The sequence below is a fragment of the Salinilacihabitans rarus genome, from assembly GCF_024296665.1.
Classification (GTDB): Archaea; Halobacteriota; Halobacteria; order Halobacteriales; family Natrialbaceae; genus Salinilacihabitans; species Salinilacihabitans rarus.
This window is the reverse complement of the sequence record NZ_CP100762.1, coordinates 706,297-721,676: the sequence shown is the minus strand read 5'-3', so window position 1 is coordinate 721,676 and position 15,380 is coordinate 706,297. Positions and strand designations below refer to the sequence as shown.

General features: G+C 66.9%; 16 protein-coding genes, 1 tRNA gene and 2 pseudogenes. 9 read left to right on the top strand and 10 right to left on the bottom strand.

The annotated features are described in order from the left end of the window. Together psmA and NKG98_RS03930 are read left to right on the top strand one after the other, a co-directional pair. A complete protein-coding gene (psmA, locus tag NKG98_RS03935; RefSeq protein WP_254768365.1) occupies nt 1-753 on the top strand; it encodes an archaeal proteasome endopeptidase complex subunit alpha in 753 nt (250 codons plus the stop codon). A gap of 59 nt (nt 754-812) precedes the next feature. Beyond that, the gene (locus NKG98_RS03930; protein WP_254768364.1) at nt 813-1,538 is read left to right on the top strand and encodes a ribosome assembly factor SBDS; all 726 of its coding nucleotides are present in this window, start codon (nt 813-815) and stop codon (nt 1,536-1,538) included. Between the two features lie 21 nt (nt 1,539-1,559). On the opposite strand, the gene NKG98_RS03925 is transcribed toward NKG98_RS03930, so the two are convergent. Then, on the bottom strand, nt 1,560-1,874 hold the full coding sequence (locus NKG98_RS03925) for an FUN14 domain-containing protein (RefSeq protein WP_254768363.1): 315 nt from the start codon (nt 1,872-1,874) through the stop codon (nt 1,560-1,562). A 281-nt stretch (nt 1,875-2,155) separates the two neighbouring features. Here NKG98_RS03925 and hflX point away from each other — a divergent pair, with 281 nt between their 5' ends. From hflX to NKG98_RS03905, 4 genes are all read left to right on the top strand, one after another. Beyond that, on the top strand, nt 2,156-3,454 hold the full coding sequence (gene hflX, locus NKG98_RS03920; RefSeq protein ID WP_254768362.1) for a GTPase HflX: 1,299 nt from the start codon (nt 2,156-2,158) through the stop codon (nt 3,452-3,454). Nucleotides 3,455-3,550: 96 nt separating this feature from the next. Then, nucleotides 3,551-4,570 carry a pentapeptide repeat-containing protein gene (locus tag NKG98_RS03915; RefSeq protein ID WP_254768361.1) on the top strand — a complete coding sequence of 340 codons (1,020 nt, stop codon included), beginning with the start codon at nt 3,551-3,553 and terminating at the stop codon, nt 4,568-4,570. Nucleotides 4,571-4,730: 160 nt separating this feature from the next. Continuing rightward, the gene (locus NKG98_RS03910) at nt 4,731-5,885 is read left to right on the top strand and encodes a thiolase family protein (RefSeq protein WP_254768360.1); all 1,155 of its coding nucleotides are present in this window, start codon (nt 4,731-4,733) and stop codon (nt 5,883-5,885) included. Continuing rightward, nucleotides 5,882-6,241: a Zn-ribbon domain-containing OB-fold protein gene (locus tag NKG98_RS03905; protein ID WP_254768359.1), complete on the top strand. Its 360-nt coding sequence runs from the start codon at nt 5,882-5,884 to the stop codon at nt 6,239-6,241. Before NKG98_RS03910 ends, NKG98_RS03905 begins: the two co-directional genes overlap by 4 nt. A gap of 3 nt (nt 6,242-6,244) precedes the next feature. Here the strand turns inward: NKG98_RS03905 and NKG98_RS03900 are convergent, their stop codons facing one another. Then, nucleotides 6,245-6,991 (bottom strand): DUF7547 family protein, encoded by a 747-nt coding sequence (locus tag NKG98_RS03900; protein ID WP_254768358.1) that lies wholly within the window; start codon nt 6,989-6,991, stop codon nt 6,245-6,247. 99 nt (nt 6,992-7,090) lie between these two features. Between NKG98_RS03900 and NKG98_RS03895 the strand changes: the two are divergent. After that, nucleotides 7,091-7,853 (top strand): annotated as a pseudogene (locus NKG98_RS03895) (ribonuclease H-like domain-containing protein). A 144-nt stretch (nt 7,854-7,997) separates the two neighbouring features. Continuing rightward, nucleotides 7,998-8,408, top strand: coding sequence for an acyl-CoA thioesterase (locus NKG98_RS03890; RefSeq protein WP_254768357.1), 411 nt, complete (start codon nt 7,998-8,000; stop codon nt 8,406-8,408). A gap of 6 nt (nt 8,409-8,414) precedes the next feature. Here NKG98_RS03890 and ddfA read toward each other — a convergent pair whose 3' ends face one another. From ddfA to NKG98_RS03880, 3 genes and pseudogenes are all read right to left on the bottom strand, one after another. Next, nucleotides 8,415-8,690, bottom strand: a complete 276-nt coding sequence (gene ddfA, locus NKG98_RS03885) for a DdfA family disk-determining factor (protein ID WP_254768356.1) — start codon at nt 8,688-8,690, stop codon at nt 8,415-8,417. A gap of 286 nt (nt 8,691-8,976) precedes the next feature. Next, nucleotides 8,977-9,105, bottom strand: coding sequence for a hypothetical protein (locus NKG98_RS18985; RefSeq protein ID WP_256558462.1), 129 nt, complete (start codon nt 9,103-9,105; stop codon nt 8,977-8,979). Between the two features lie 289 nt (nt 9,106-9,394). Continuing rightward, nucleotides 9,395-10,331, bottom strand: a pseudogene (locus tag NKG98_RS03880) (zinc ribbon domain-containing protein). 51 nt (nt 10,332-10,382) lie between these two features. On the opposite strand from NKG98_RS03880, the gene NKG98_RS03875 reads away from it, so the two are divergent. Next, entirely contained in the window at nt 10,383-10,520 is a 138-nt protein-coding gene (locus tag NKG98_RS03875) for a hypothetical protein (RefSeq protein ID WP_254768355.1), read from the top strand. A 112-nt stretch (nt 10,521-10,632) separates the two neighbouring features. Here the strand turns inward: NKG98_RS03875 and NKG98_RS03870 are convergent, their stop codons facing one another. The 5 genes from NKG98_RS03870 to NKG98_RS03850 all read right to left on the bottom strand — a co-directional run bounded on the left by NKG98_RS03870 (nt 10,633) and on the right by NKG98_RS03850 (nt 15,357). Further along, nucleotides 10,633-11,193: a hypothetical protein gene (locus tag NKG98_RS03870; RefSeq protein WP_254768354.1), complete on the bottom strand. Its 561-nt coding sequence runs from the start codon at nt 11,191-11,193 to the stop codon at nt 10,633-10,635. A 414-nt stretch (nt 11,194-11,607) separates the two neighbouring features. Next, the gene (locus tag NKG98_RS03865; protein ID WP_254768353.1) at nt 11,608-13,527 is read right to left on the bottom strand and encodes a beta-CASP ribonuclease aCPSF1; all 1,920 of its coding nucleotides are present in this window, start codon (nt 13,525-13,527) and stop codon (nt 11,608-11,610) included. Between the two features lie 620 nt (nt 13,528-14,147). Continuing rightward, nucleotides 14,148-14,221: transfer RNA gene (locus tag NKG98_RS03860), tRNA-Thr, on the bottom strand. Between the two features lie 12 nt (nt 14,222-14,233). Continuing rightward, complete coding sequence (locus tag NKG98_RS03855) at nt 14,234-14,740, bottom strand: GNAT family N-acetyltransferase (protein ID WP_254768352.1); 507 nt, start codon at nt 14,738-14,740, stop codon at nt 14,234-14,236. 32 nt (nt 14,741-14,772) lie between these two features. Then, nucleotides 14,773-15,357, bottom strand: coding sequence for a CBS domain-containing protein (locus NKG98_RS03850; protein ID WP_254768351.1), 585 nt, complete (start codon nt 15,355-15,357; stop codon nt 14,773-14,775). Nucleotides 15,358-15,380 lie beyond the last annotated feature (23 nt).

Genomic DNA, 15,380 nt, shown 5'->3' with positions numbered 1-15,380 from the left:
ATGCAGGGACAAGCCCAACAGCAGGCGTACGACCGCGGCATCACGATCTTCTCGCCAGACGGCCGACTCTACCAGGTGGAGTACGCCCGCGAGGCGGTCAAACGCGGCACCGCGAGCATCGGCATCCGAACGAACGGCGGCGTCGTCCTCGCGGTGGACAAGCGGATCCCCTCCCCGCTGCTCGAGGACACGAGCGTCGAGAAGATCCACAAGGCCGACGACCACATCGGCATCGCGAGCGCCGGCCACGTCGCCGACGCCCGCCAGTTGATCGACTTCGCCCGCCGGCAGTCGCAGGTCAACCGCCTGCGCTACGGCGAGCCGATCGGCGTCGAGACGCTGACGAAGACCGTCACCGACCACATCCAGCAGTACACGCAGGTCGGCGGCGCTCGACCGTTCGGCGTCGCACTCATCGTCGGCGGCATCGAGAACGGCGAGCCCCGCCTGTTCGAGACCGACCCCTCCGGGACGCCCTACGAGTGGAAGGCGCTGGCGGTCGGCGCCGACCGCGGCGAACTCCAGAGCTTCCTCGAGGACAACTACGACGAGGAGGCGGACCTCGAGGGCGGCGTCGCCCTCGCGCTCGACGCGCTGGCCTCGGTCAACGACGGCTCGCTGCTGCCCAAGGAGGTCGGCCTCGCCACCGTCGACGCCGAAACCGAGTCGTTCGAACAGCTGGACGACGATCGGATCGAGGAGTACCTCGTCGAGAACGACCTGCTCGACGAGGGCGACGCCGCCGACGAGTAATCGCCGTCGAGGCGCGTTTTCGGGAAACACTCTTTTAACTGGCGGAGATACCGTAGCGTATGATATCACTGGACGAGGCGGTGACGGCGCGACTCGAGTCCCACGGGGCACGATTCGAGGTGCTGGTCGACCCCGACGCGGCGCTCGCGATCAAACGCGGCGAGTTCGAGGGCGACCTCGAAGAGGTGATCGCCGCCGAGGACGTCTTCGAGGACGCCTCTCGCGGCGACCGCCCGGCCGAGAACGACCTCGAAAAGGTCTTCGACACGACGGAACCGCTCGAGATCATCCCCGAGGTCATCAAACGCGGCGAGATCCAGATCACGGCCGAGCAGCGCCGCGAGATGCAAGAGCAAAAGCGTAAACAGCTGATCAACACCATCGCTCGCAACGCCGTGAACCCGCAGATGGACGACGCGCCCCACCCGCCCGAGCGCATCGAGAACGCCCTGGAGGAGGCGGGCTTTACCGTCGACCCGATGGATCCGGTCAGCGAGCAGGTCGACGACGCCCTCGACGCGCTCCGGCCGGTGATCCCGATCCGATTCGAGGAGGTGACGGTCGCGGTTCAGATCCCGCCGGAGTACGCCGGCAGCGCCCAGGCGAAGGTCCGCCAGTACGGCGACCTGGAGCGCGAGGAGTGGCAGCCCGACGGCTCCTGGATCGGCGTCGTGACGTTCCCCGCGGGACTGCAAAACGACTTCTACGACGTGGTCAACGAGCACACGAGCGGGACCGCCGAGACGCGGATCGTCAAGGACAAAGACGAGTTGAGCACCCGGTGATCGGCGACCGACCGGCGACGGTCAGCCCCGGCGGAAGCCGATCATGAAACCGCCGACGAAGCCCGCGCCGACCGACAGCGTCGAGAGGATCGGCTCGATCCACTGTGCGTCCGCGTTCTGCGCTCGCTCGCTGGTCTTGAGGAGACCCGCCGAGAGGCGCTCCCAGTCGACGACGAGGATACCTTTCGACTCCAGAAACCGGAAGACGACGAGCTGTATCCCGATGATGACGGCGATCAGCTTCGCGATCTTCTTCGCCGCGAATCCCATCAGCGCACCGATCGCCGCGCCACCGCCGAACTCGAGACCCAGTGCCGTCGGATCGATGTCCACCATCGACCGGAAGGAAGCGTTCGTTCGACAAGACTGTTATGGTGATACGACTGTCTCTCGATCGGTCACGTCGGGGGACCGATACCGGTTCCGGCACGGGATTCAAGACGGTCGGGGCCGTAACCGGGGACATGAGCGTCGCGTTCGCAACCGAGGTGAGGGGCCGCCGTCCGTAGCGTCGACCCCGCGTCGCGCGCGAGTCCGGGCGACCGCGGACCCGTCGGTCCGTGCGTCCCGCGGCGTTCGAGCGAAGACGACCCCGGCGGTTTCACACCCCTACTGACATGAGAGCGATCATCGCAAAGCGCGTCGACTCCGGGACGCCCGACACCGAGGAGATCCGTGACCTCGCCGAGGCCGCGGGCTACGAGGTCGTCGGCGAGGTCACCCAGGCCCGGAAGGCCGACCCGGCCCTCCAGTTGGGGGAAGGGAAGGCGAACGAACTGGCCCGGACCGTCGAGGCGACCGACGCCACGACGGTCATCTTCGACAACCGACTCGGGCCGTACCAGACGTACAACCTCGGGCGCCTGCTCCCCGACGGCGTCGAGGTGATAGACCGGTTCACGCTGATTCTCGAGATCTTCGGCCAGCGCGCGCAGACCCGGAAGGCACAGCTACAGGTCGAACTCGCCGAACTCCGGTACGAACTGCCCCGCGTCGAGGCGAAGGTGAGCCTCGCCAAGCGCGAGGAACACCCCGGGTTCATGGGGCTGGGCGAGTACGACGAGAGCCGCGAGCAGGACATCAAGTCCCAGATCAGCCGGATCAAGGACGAACTCGACCGGATCGAGCACACCGAGGAGCAGCGCCGCGAGCGCCGGCGCGACTCCGGGTTCGACCTCGTGGCCCTCGCGGGGTACACGAACGCCGGGAAGTCGACGCTGCTCCGTCGACTCGCCGACGACCTGGACGTCGACGAGAACGAGGACCTCCACCCCGACCTCGACGCGACCGCCGAGTCCCAGGATCGGCTGTTCACGACGCTCGGGACGACGACCCGCCGGGCGGACGTCGACTCCCGCGACGTGCTCGTCACCGACACGGTCGGGTTCATCAGCGACCTGCCCCACTGGCTCGTCGAGTCGTTCAAGTCGACGCTCGATTCGGTCTACCGGGCGGACCTCGTCTTGCTCGTCGTCGACGTGAGCGAACCGGTCGACGAGATCCACGAGAAACTCGTCACCAGCCACGACACGCTCTACGAGCGCAACGAGGCGCCGATCGTGACGGTACTCAACAAGATCGATCGGGTCGACGAGGCGGAACTCGCCGAGAAGCGGGCGGCGCTGTCGGCGCTCGCGCCCAACCCCGTCGCCGTGAGCGCGAAAGAGGGGACGAACGTCGACGCCCTGCTCGACCGGATCGACGCCGAACTCCCCGACTGGGAGCGCGAGCGGCTTGTGCTCCCGATGACCGACGACACGATGAGTCTGGTCTCGTGGATCCACGACAACGCCCGCGTCGAGGACGTCACCTACGGCGACGACGACGTGGTCGTCTCCTTCGAGGCGCGCCCGTCGGTGATCTCGCGGGCGCGCTCGCGGGCGAGCGAACTGCGGCCGGCGGCGGGATCGGCCTGAGGCCGGACGTCCGCTCGGTCCACCGACACGATTCTATACGCTCGCCGGCGTTCGTGTCACATGAACGAAACTCCGCCGGACGGCCGGTGCGGACACGTGCAGCCGGAGCTGACGAGGGGGAACGTCGGTGCGGTCTGTTGCTGGCGGCCGCGCTGGGGCGACGGCGAGCGCTGCGTCTGGCACGCGGACGTCGAGAGCAAACCCCGCGAGGCGTTCGAGGCGGACCGGCCGCGCCGCGGCGAGCGCCTCGACGGCGCGATCCTCCGGAGCGTCTCGCTCGCGGGCGTGACGTGGCTGGCCGGCTGTCGACTCATCGGCGCGGACTTCACCGGCGCGATCCTCCGGGGCGTCGACTTCACCGGGGCGGACCTGCGGCGGTCGACGTTCCGGGACGTCGACCTGCGGCGCGCGACGTTCGAGCGGGCGGTCGTCGAGGACGCGCTGTTCGTCAACGCCGACCTGCGGGAGGCGACCTTCCTCGACGCGCGCCTCGACCGGACGCTGTTCTCGGACGCGCCGATGGACCGCGAGACGGCGTTCGGCGACCGTCTCGTCTACGAGCGACTGATCGACGAGGCCGACGACCGCGAGGCGGTGATCGACTTCGCCGACGGGGCGACCTGGACGTACCGCGAACTCCAGCGGATCTTCGACGAGAACGCGCTCCCGGACCGGTCGATCGAGTACTACCGCCGCGAGATGGACCTGCGCCGCCGGGTCGCCTGGAAGACGGGGGCGTACCGGCGCGCGATCAAACTCGCGGGCTCTCACTGGCTGATGCGCTACGGCACGAGTCCGTGGCGGGTCGTCGCCAGTTCGCTGGTGTTGATACTGGTCTGTGCGCTGTTGTACCCGCTGACCGGCGGCATCCGCGAGGTGGGGGTCGACACGGCGATCACCTACTCGCTCGAAGACCCCACGCAGGCGTCGCTCGCGGCGCTGCTGTCGGTGTTCTTCAGGAGCCTCTACTTCAGCATCGTCACGTTCGCGACGCTCGGCTACGGCGACATCCAGCCGATCGGGACCGTCGCGCGGACGATCGCCGGCGTCGAGTCGCTGCTCGGGTCGCTGTTGATGGCGCTGCTGGTGTTCGTGCTCACGCGGTCGGTGCGCTGAGGGCCGCGACCGACGTCCGTCCCGGGAGTGGACGTACCCGACGGAGGGTCGTCCGCCACACGGCCGTAACCGTTCCACCGGAAGGCCCGTCCCCGCGACGGCCTCTCGTTCCGTCGGAAAATCCCTATCATATAAAGTAGTGTCCCGAGTCCGTTGGGGTATGGAACGCGTGGCGATCATCGGCGCGTCGATGACCCAGTTCGGGCAGCGCGACGCCTGGATCCGCGACCTGCTCGCGGAGGCCGGCATCGACTGCCTCGAAGACGCGGGCGTCGACCCCGACGAGATCGAACACCTGTACGTCTCGAACATGGCCAGCGGCGAGTTCGAGGGGCAAGGCGGGATCATGAACGGCCTCGCCCACGACCTCGGCGCGCTCCCGGCGTACACCGAGCGCGTCGACCAGACGAGTTCGAGCGGCGGCGCCGGGATCTACGCCGCCTGGCGCTCGATCGCCAGCGGCGCCAGCGAGATGACGCTGCTCGTCGGCGGCGAGAAGATGACCCACCGGACGACCGCCGAGGCGACCGACGTCATCGCGTCGATCACCCACCCCTGCGAGTACAAACACGGCGTCACGCTGCCGTCGTTCGCCGGACTCACCGCCCGTCACTACCTCGACCGGTTCGACGCCCCCCGCGAGAGCCTCGCGAAGGTCGCGGTGAAGAACCACCGAAACGGCGTCGACAACCCGAACGCGCAGTTCCGCAGGGAGGTCGACGTCGAGACGGTCCTCGGGTCGCCCGTCGTCGCCGACCCGCTGCGGCTGTACGACTTCTGCCCGATCACCGACGGGAGCGCGGCGCTGTTGTTCTGCCCGGAGTCGGTCGCCCGGGAGTACGCCGACGAGTACGCCGTGATCGCGGGCATCGACGGCGCGACGGACACCCACGTCGTCCACGAGCGACCCGACCCGACGGTGATGAGCGGCGTCGTCGAGAGCGGTCGGGGCGCCTACGAGATGAGCGGCTACGAGCCGGACGACGTCGACGTCGCGGAACTGCACGACATGTTCACCATCCTCGAGTTCCTCCAGATGGAGGGGCTCGGCTTCGCCGAGCACGGCGAGGCGTGGGAACTCGTCGAGGCGGGTTACACCGACCGCGACGGCGAGTTGCCGATCAACACCTCCGGCGGACTCAAGTCGAAGGGTCACCCGCTCGGGGCCAGCGGCGTCGCCCAGGGCGTCGAGATATACGAACAACTCGTCGGCGAAGCGGGGCCGCGACAGGTCGAGGCCGACGTGGGCCTCGCGTGTAACGTCGGCGGGTTCGGTAACTGCGTGATCACCACCATCATGGAGGCAGCACGATGACGATGGACGCCTACCGGTACGAGGACGGATCGATCAGCTACCCCGGCCACCCGCTGGGTCCGGACGGCTCCGAATCGGTCGAGACGATCGACCTCAGCGAGTACACCGCGGAGGTCGTCACCTGGACGACCAGCACCGCGACGCCGCCGGGCGTGCGCGAGCCGAACCACATCGCGATCGTCGAGTTCGACGTCGACGGCGAACCGGTCCGCGCGATCGGTCAACTGACGACCGACGACGTCGAGGTCGGCGACGAGGTCCGACCCGTCTACGTCGAGGAACTGCGCGAACCCGGCGCGGGGATCAAGGAACCGAAGAGCCAGGAGTGGGACGGCTACCGGTTCGAACCGGTCTGAGGGTCAGGTTCCGTTCTCCTCGTCGCCGCCGTCGTCGGTTGCTTCGTCTTCCTCGTCGCCGTCCTCCGCGACGCCGTCCTCGTCGTCCGATTCGTCGTTCCCCTCTCCGCCCTCCGCGTCCTCCTCCGGCCCGTACCGCTCCCGGAGCGTCTCGAGTTCGGCGTCCACGTCGACCGAGGGGTCCGCCTCGGTCTCGTCGGCGTCGTCCGATCCGTCCTCGATCTCGATGGCGCGACCCCGCTCGTCGCCCGGTTCGGGGCCGGCCGTCGCGTCGCGCAGGCGGCGGTCGACTTCGTCGCGCAACTCGCGGGCGTCCACGAGCAGGTCGCGCGCGCGGTCGTCGGGGACGTCCGCGCCCTCGCCGGAGAGCGCCCGCTGGAGTTCCGACAGCGCGACGTCGAGTTGGTCGAGCGCCCGCTCGCCCAGTTCGTCCGCGCGCGCACGCGTCGTCTCGGCGGTCTCGCGCGTGCGGTCCCTGGCGCGGCGCTCCCGGCGGACGAGCGCCAGCCCGCGCTGGAAGGCTTCGAGCGACCGGAGGGTGGCCTCCAGCAGCGCGATCAGCGTCGGGAGCGCGACGTCGTCCGCGAACCGGAGCAGGTCCTCGGGCCGCGGCGGGCGAAACCGGAACGGCCGCCCGCGCCGCCGCTCGCGCCCCTCGCGCCCCTCGCGTTCGAGTTCGCGGCGCAGTTCGCGCAGGGTCTCCGAGAGTTCCCGGACGGCCTCGGCGAGGTCCTCGTCTGATCCGTCCATGCGAACCCGTTGGGGCGGCGACGTGAAAAAGCGGCCGATAGGCCGCGGGACGGGCGGCGATCCGAGCGCTTTTGAGGCGACGGCTCCCCAGCGGATACCGTGCGAATCGAGAACAGCTTCATCCCGGTCCGGGGAGTCGGCGAGAAGACCGAGCGCCGGCTCTGGGCCGAGGGGGTTACCCACTGGGACGAGTTCGACGGGCGCGTCGTCGGCGCCACCCTCGCCGACCGCATCGAGTCGTTCATCGAGGAGGGCCGGGCCCGTCTCGACCGCGGCGACGTCTCGTACTTCGCGGAGTCGCTGCCGGCGGCCAGCCGCTGGCGGCTGTACGAGAACGTCCGCGAGGAGGCGTGCTTTCTGGACATCGAGACGACCGGGCTCGACCCGGCGCGCGACGAGGTGACGACCGTCAGCGTCCACCGGGGCGGCGAGACGCGGACGTTCGTGCGCGGCCGGGACCTCACCGGCGAGCGGCTACGGACCGAACTGGAGGCGGCGTCGCTGCTGGTGACGTTCAACGGCGCCCGCTTCGACGTGCCGTTCCTTGAGGCCAACTACGACCTCGACGCCTCGCTCCCCCACGTCGACCTCATGTACCCGTGTCGGAAACTCGGCCTCGACGGCGGCCTCAAGCGGATCGAACGCGAGGTCGGACTCGAACGCGACCTGCCGGACCTCTCGGGGCGCGACGCCGTTCGCCTCTGGCACGAGTACGAGCGCGGCGACGAGGCGGCCCTCGAAACGCTGATCGAGTACAAACCGGGCGGACACGGCGAACCTCGAACCGCTGACGGACCTCGTCGCCGACCGCCTCCACGAGTCGGTGTTCGCGTCGGTCTGCGACGCCGAGGAGGAGCCGTAACCGCCGCGAAGCGGCGGGTAGCGGCTCCCTTACAATGAGTCCGCTCGTCGAGGCTCCCGGGTAGCGGTCCCGGTCTCCGCGCCGCCGGCCGGACGTTCCGGGCGACCGATAGAACCAGCGTCCGTCGGTCCGTACCGACACGCCATGACCGAGTACACGTACGCCGTCGACGTCGACGTTCGCCTCCGCGACATCGACTTCATGGGCCACGTCAACAACGCCGTCTACGCGACGTACCTCGAACAGGCCCGGGCGGCCTTCTTCGAGGACGTGATCGGCGAGTCGCTCGTGACCGCCGACACCGTCCTCGCGAACCTCGAGATCGATTACCGCCGACCGATCGACGCCGACGAGTCGGTCACCGTCGCGCTGGGCGTGCCGGAACCGGGGACCTCGAGCCTGCCGATGGAGTACGAGGTCCGGGCGGACGGGGAGCGGGCGGCGACCGCGAGGACCGTGCAGGTGATCGTCGACCGGGAGACGGGACGGTCCCGCGAGATGCCCCCCGAGTGGCGCGACCGGATCCGTGCTCACCGGGAGCGGCGGTCGCCGTGACCGGACTCACTCGCGGACGTCCACGTCGCCGTCGCCGGTGACGACGACGTCGTAACCGCAAAAGCGGAACTCGACCGTACCGTTCGATCGCGGGGTACCGTCTTCGCGGGGAGAGAACAACGCATCGAGCGCTTCGGGGTTGAGAACGTCGTAGAGGGCTTCGTACTCGGGCGGTTCGATCTCGGTCGCGTCGACCCCCTCCCGTTCGGCTACTGCGTTGATAATCTCGAAACTGAGTGAACGATCTCGTCGTGTCTCCGAACGATCGGCTGAGAGCAGCATTGACCGGACGCTTCATTCCATCGGATATAAATCCTGTGGCCTCAACCCGATCTTGTCCGACAAAAGCAACCATCAAACTACAACTTGGTACGTTGGCCTGCATATTGGGAGTTAAAACATACATGAATTTAGAACGATGTCGTGAAGTAAACCGTTCGCCTGTCTGAATTCGGGCTACAAGATGTCGTTGTAGACCGGCGCCGGCGGCGGGCACCGGTGGAAGACGGTGCCGGACGCGGTCGGAGCCGATTCCTGCGCGACTGGAGGCCGCGTCACGCCGGGGCGATCAGCGGCGGGCGTCGTCCAGCGCGGCCCCGCAGATGCGACACGTAGACGGGGCCGTCCGCGACGCCGGATAGTGGACGAACTCGCAGACGGGACACCGCCGGCCGGCTCGCGGTACTGAACGCGTCATACGCGCTCTCGCGTCCGAGATCCGAAATAATTTGTTATTCGGGTTTCGTACACGACCCCACCGCGTCGAGTGTTTCGTGGGTACACGACCGCACGTCGCGGAGACACGACCGACCTACTACGGGTCGTCCCGTCGAGCCAGCGCGCAGATTCCCCGTCCGATTCTTGGAAATCAATTACCCCATCAGATTCCGTTCGATCGGTGCCGTGCGAACACTGGCGGAAGGCCCGCCAGACCACCCACAAGGACGGCGATACTCAGTACAAGTGCTGTGACATCCTCGCCCGCCCTAAAGGGCGGGGCTTCCTACAAGGGAAGCCTCGTCATCGGAGGTTTCAGGACCGTATTCCGAGAGGGTCGTCTGTCGGGATTGCCGACTCGCCGCTCGGTGTCCTGTGGCCGTGTCACTACGGCTCCCATCCCGCGGCGAGTCATCGCGTTCCGGTTTCCAAGGAACGCTCTCTCCCCACGGGTTGACGCGACCGGCGATGTTCGCCGCCGCGTTGATGTCCGCTTGGTACTCCGAAACCCAACACTCCGGGTTCATACACCGGAACTCGGCTTGCGACCCACGCCGTCCGACGTGCCCGCAGGCGTGGCACGTCTTGGACGTGTAACGGCTGGGTTGGAGTGTCGTGCTGAAGGGCACAGCCCGTCAGCAACTTGGATTCGCCGAGGTCGAACCCGACGTACGTCGGCTCTTCCGGCGTCTGGGGTTCCTCAACGGTATACTCGACGGTGACGTGGAGCACCCAATTCGTTCGGTACTCCTGCAACCGGAATTCGCCGACCGTCACGTCCCCGTCGAGCAAGTCGAGCCAGAGCGATTCCTGCGCCGGGTTGATCCGGAGCGGAATCCAGAAGGCGTTGCCACGTCCGGCCTGCGGAACGCGCCAACAGAACTTATGTGTTCTGTCCTCGGAGTGGTCGATCCGAAACCCTCGGTTCGTGAATCGAACCGGGTGGTCGTCTCGAATCTCGCTGGCGTCGTACGTCCGTCGGAGCTTCGGGACGTAGTTCTTGAGCGCGTCCTTCGCGTAGGACGTGAGGTTGTAGCCGGTGACGACATCGTTGACCGCCGACTGTGTATCCGCCCCACTCTCGAACGCGTCGGAGAGGGCACGGCGGTAGGTTGCCACGGTACGCTGAAGCCGACGCTCTTTGTGCGCTGTCGGTGGCGCAAGCGTGGCTTCGAGCGTTTTCGTGGCAGTGGGGTCATCCGACAGTACGGCCTACGCAACCAAAGCACATAAACTGCACGGATACGATAAAGATGTGTGAGCAAATCGATACGGTTCGAGGTGGAAGACGAGCAGTACGAGTGGCTGAGCGAACTCAAAGACGAGCGCGGTTACACGTGGAAGGGCCTCATGTTAGAGGGTGCGAAGGCACTCGACACCAACGGAACGCAGTAGTTGGACAGACGGCCAAGTGTCGCATTCCTCCCCGCCGCAAGCGGCGGGGTTTCCTGCTTGCAGAAAGACAGCGATAGCCGGCCTCGTCGGCGTCCCGAGGCGTCGGCCGGTCCTACGCGATCGCCCAGACCCCGACTATCCCGGCCGGAACAGCGAGCAGGACGAGGGCGCTGACAAGCGGTCGATCACGCCGAGACGCCGCCGCGGCGTAGAATCCGGCGAAGACGGCGGCCGTTCCGAGAGAGCGCAACAGGTCCCACAGGATGAATTCAGCGCCACGGGACGCCAGGATGGTGGAGATTCGGACGTCGCCAACTACTGCGGGTCCGAAAACGAAGATGAACAGAAACGCAACGTACATCGCGCACACCCCCCAGAGTACGACGAGCCCAACTTCCACGGCACTCGCTGCTGGTCGGTTCCACACGTACGCGAGGGCCCCGACCACGAAGGGGACCAGCCCGTGGAGTGATTCCACCGGGTCCAGCAACGCCTGCAGCAGGTCGAAATCCAACAGTATCGCCGTCAAGTAGGCCCCCCTCAAGGCCAGCCCGACCCCGACGATGCCGACCAGCAAGCCGATGAACGTTCGTCCGTCCAGGTCGACGACCGACGAACGACTCTCGCGAGCCAGGTCGGCAACCGAAGAACGGATCTCTGAAATTGTAAGCATACTAATTGTCATTTTCATGCTGATAAGTACTTTCCGTGGCTGGTACAATCAGGATGGATCCAAAATTACACAGTTACACACTTGTCCTGTACGGGGCCGTCGTCCTTCTGAGTGGGCGACGATCAGTGCTACAGTCAACGTACGAGTTCGGAATTATGACGGGCGACCACGTGATGACAAGGTGCCCGGGCGAAAATCTCGCGGTCGTACCCGCGGATCTCCGGTTTCGATTTGAGAATTCCAACCGCGCGCTCGCGCTCGTCGCGTTCGGTCTCGCCGATCGCTCGCCCAACTCCGGGAGGCGGTCCGCGGGGGCGTCGGTGCGCTGGAGTGGCTCGCGTCGTGAGAGGGGTTCGTCCGGGGCACGGGTTGCGCTACGGGACGGATCGAGAAAAACGAGGCTCCGGCGTGAACCTACGCGAGCCGGAAGGTCTCGAGATTCTTGGGCTGGTTGGTCCGGACGTTGAACTGCTGGTAGAGCGCCGAGGAGAGGTGATCGGTTGCCCTCTCGTCGCCGTGAACACAGAGGATCGTCTCCGGACGGGGGTTCATCTCCTTCACGAAGTTCTCGAGGCCGGCGCGGTCGGCGTGGCCGGAGAAACCGCTGACGGACTCGATGCGACACTCGAGCGTGACGCGGGCCGCTCGGTCCCGGTGGTCGCCGAGCGTGACTTCGGTCCGACCGCTCTGAATCCGGCGGCCGAGCGTGCCCTCGGCCTGGTAGCCGACGAACAGGAGCGTGCTGTCCGGGTCGGGGCCGAGCAGTTCGAGCCACGACATGATCGGGCCACCGGTGACCATTCCGGACGTCGAAAGGATGATACAGGGCTCGCCGCTGGCGATCGCCTCGCGCATCTCCTGACCACCGTCGACCTGCTGGAACTGCTCGGCGAGAAACGGGTTCTCGTCCTCGTGGAGAATCCGCTCGCGGAGGCCGTCACGGAGGTATTCGGGATAGGCGGTGTGGATTGCCGTCGCCTCGCGGATCATCCCGTCGAGGTAGACCGGCATCGTCGGAACGTCGCCCTCGCGCATGGCCTCTTCGAGGACCAGCATCAGCTCCTGGGACCGACCGACGGCAAACGCCGGGATCACGACCTTCCCGCCGGCTTCGTAGGTCTCCTGGATGAGGTTCTTGACCCGCGCTTCGCTTTTGGCGGTCTCCGTCTGGTGATCGCCACGCCTGCCGTACGTCGACTCCATGACCATCGACTCGGCTCTGGGGAAGTCGTTGACGGCGCCGTTGAACAGTCGGGTCGGCTCGTAGTGGATGTCGCCGCTGAAGACCACGTTGTGAAAGCCGTCGCCGACGTGGAAGTGGCAGACCGCACTGCCGAGGATGTGGCCGGCGTTGTGCATGGTCAACTTGACGTCCGGGGCGATGTCGGTGGTGTTGCCGTAGTCGACCGTGATAGTGCGTTTGATCTCCTCTCGTACCTGTTCGCTCGAATACGGCGGCGTACGACCCTCCTTGGCGGCCACGTCGAGGTAGTCGAGCTGGAGCAGCCCCATGAGATCGCGAGTCGGCTCCGTCGTGTACACCGGCCCGTCGTAGCCGTATTTGAACAGCAGCGGGAGCAACGCGCTGTGGTCGAGGTGGGCGTGTGTAAGCACGACTGCGTCGATAGACTGGGGGCCGGCGCCGAACGCTTCAGGCGCGTGGAGATACGGTACTTCCCCCTCGGCACCGGGCTTGTCTCCGCAGTCGATCAGGATGCGTGAGTTCGGCGTGCTGAGCAGGAAACTCGCCCGCCCGACCTCCCGACAGCAACCGAGTGTCGTCACCCGGGCCCAGTCGACGTCCTTCTCGGGCTCCCTGTGGATCTTCTCGCCGACGCGTTCGAGGAAGTCCCGCCGCTCACCGCGCTCCTGACGGAGGAAGCCCCGGACGTTATCGACGGTCGACGATTCCATCGGTGGCGTTCGAATCACGTCTGGCGTCCAACCGACCTCCTTCGTGATCTCACGGAGGGTACTACCGCGGCGACCGATCACCAGTCCCGGCTTCGCCGCCTCGATGATGACCTCGCCGACTTCAGGGTAAAACTCCAGTTCGCGGATCTCGGCCTCGTCCGGGACGATTCCCTCGATCAGTGGACGGGCTTCGTCGGGGGGTGACCGCGTTCCGGCGGCCGGGCGGATTGCGATTCGTTTTCTGAACGTCCGCGCAAGGTCGCCGATGATGGAACCGTTTTTCGCGAACTCTCGAGGAGTTTCGGTGTAGATGACGAGATCCGGGCCCTCGTACTGGACTTCGGAAACGTCCAGTCCGGACGGCAGTTCGTTCGCGACGCGGTCGTAAAGGTCCGACGAGGATGTAGTGGTGTCGCTCATAGATGAGTTCGGGCACCCACAGCGACCGACCGTAGCGTCGACGCACATCCACGTCAGAGTGGGCTACGGCCTGTCGACTGCTGGGCATCGATACGGCGGGTCCGGAGCCGACGCCTATCCGAGGCTCGTTCGTTACGGCGTAGGGACCCGATACATTCGCTTGGCACATCCAACATAAAAGTCTTCCTACGACCTCGACCACCGAGAGAGAGAGAGAGGCTCGAACCAGCCATCAGGTCGGTGGATGGTGAAAACTTACCAACAGACGACGTCGTTACGACGCAGTCCTCGACACCCGCCCAACGAGGCCATTCGGCTGAGGGCACGCGAGAGCGCCAGCGGTCCGTTTCCAGCCAGACCCGGTCGGAGGCACGCGATGGGGGTCGCGAACTTCCCGCGGGCGCTTTCGTTCTTTCCGGCAGGCCATACGGTACGTACTGTCCGTCGATTTCAGCGAGCGGAAGGCGGACGTGCGAGTCGAGAGACGTGGACGGATCGGGCGCCCGCGAGGAACTCGCGGAGGTGATCGGTGTAGCTGGGCGTCGGTCGAAATTCGGGCGGGTTCGTGGCCTACTCGGGGGACTCCGTGAGCGAGTAGGAGCTTCGATCCCGAGGATTCAAGCCAGGGCCGGGATTTGAACCCGGGAAGTCTCGATTACAAGTCGAGTGCATGAACCGCCCATGCTCCCCTGGCGCGGTCCGTTGGTTACCCGTCCTCCTTTGAGTGTGTATCGTTTTCCCGCGGGAGCCGGCGCTGCATGGCCACCCTGTACGGTTCGTAGCCCTCGCGGCGGTAAAAGCGACGCGCCGCCTCGTTGTCGGCCAGCACCTCCAGCGCGAGCACGTCGGCCCCGCGCTCGACGAGGGCGTCCTCGACGGCGCCCAGCAGCGCCGACCCGATCCCGCGGCCCCGGTGGCCGGGGTCGACGTACAGGTTCGAGAGCACGCCCCGCGTCGCGTCGAGTTCCAGCGCCCCGCGTTCGAGCGTGAACGAGGCGAAGCCGACGACGTCGCCGTCGAGGCGGGCGACGAGGAGGCCCCCGTCGAGGCGGTGGGCCGCGAGCGTGGCGCGCATCGTCTCGCGGTTACCGTCGGCGAGGACGTGCGAGCCGTGGCCGCGCTGGCCGCGCGCGAGGCGGACCCACTGGTCGGCGATGGTCTCGACGTCGGCCGGCGTCGCGGGTTCGATAGTCGGCTCTTCGAGCGGCGTCATAGACGGTGAAACGGCACAGTCACGAAACCGATTTAGACCGACCGGCACTCGGGGCAGACCAGCTGGCCGTTGACCTCGCGCAGGGAGTCCGCCAGCGAGCCACAGGCCTCACAGACGCCCTGGGTCGAGAACTCGTCGCCGCCGTTGGGCAGCGCCTCGTCCCCGACGTCGTCGCCCTCGGGGCCGCCGACGGGTGCCGTCGCGGAGCCGGCACGACTCGTCGTCCCGGCGAACGAGCCCGCCGCGGCGATGACGTCGCGCTGGGTGAGGACGCCGACGACCTCGCCCGCGTCGACGTCCTCGACGACGAGGTGGCGGATGTTCTCCCGGGCCATCGTGCTCGCGGCGTCGGAGAGCGACCGGTCGACGTCGACCGTGAGCACCGGCTTGGACATGACCTCCCCGACGGTCGTCTCGGCTGGAACCGCCTCGTCGGCGACGAGTCCGAGCACGTCCCACTCGGTGACGATGCCGACGGGCTCGGAGCCGCGGACGACCAGCGCACAGCCGGAGCGTTCCTTGCGCATCAGCCGGACCGCGCCGAGGACCGTATCGGACTCGCTGACGCCGACGTACTCCGGCGTCAGCACGTCCCTGACCGACAGTTCCGATTCCATGTGTAATTCAACTTCCCAAACGG